General features: G+C 60.2%; 1 protein-coding gene. It reads right to left on the bottom strand.

The window, feature by feature from the left end; all coding sequences use genetic code 11:
- Positions 1–221: 221 nt before the first annotated feature.
- Complete coding sequence (locus GHO42_RS04235; RefSeq protein WP_153337035.1) at positions 222–500, bottom strand: MbeD/MobD family mobilization/exclusion protein; 279 nt, start codon at positions 498–500, stop codon at positions 222–224.
- Positions 501–630 lie beyond the last annotated feature (130 nt).

Genomic DNA, 630 nt, shown 5'->3' with positions numbered 1-630 from the left:
TGGTACGGCTTGGCCGGTAGACGATCCCGGAACAAGTCGAGTTGCGCGACAGCTCCGACATGGTAGGATTGTTTCAAGTTCAAGGCCCTCCCTTGGGCTCTAGGCCCCCGTCGCTCTCTCTTCCGGCAAGTTGAATAGAGCACGGGGGTTTTGTTTTTTCTGGGGGCCAGCCTAACCCAAGGTGGGCCCGCTGCGCGACTTATGCCGCTGGCGCTCCTGGATCACTTCCTGAGCGCGCGGCTCAAACCCTCTACGCGCTGCGCCAAGTCGTTCACCTGCCCGCTCAAGCTCTGCACCTGCTGCGACAGGGCCATGTTCTCTGTCTGGCTGCGCTCGTACTGCCCCTGCAAGATCGCGGCAGCTTCGGCCCACAGCTTCGAGCCCTTCGCGTGCTCGATCCGCATACTTTGCAAGGTCTCGGCGAAACTGCTCAGCTGCTGCTCGTGCTCGCTCTGTAAACTCTCCAAGGCGTCTAGCAAGGCCTTCTCGATCTCCGTCATAGCCTACTTCTCCAACTTCACGGCCTCTCGGCCTAGGTCCTTGAAATTCCACCCGCTGGACGCCTTCTTCCCTTTGGGCAGGAGGAGGTACTCGTCTTTTCCGTCGGAGTAGAACTCCATCCCCAGAGCC

Source organism: Pseudomonas sp. FSL R10-0056 (assembly GCF_009600105.1).
Lineage (GTDB): Bacteria > Pseudomonadota > Gammaproteobacteria > Pseudomonadales > Pseudomonadaceae > Aquipseudomonas > Aquipseudomonas bubulae.
The sequence above is the reverse complement of the archived record's forward strand: the minus strand, read 5'-3'. Positions and strand labels throughout refer to the sequence as shown.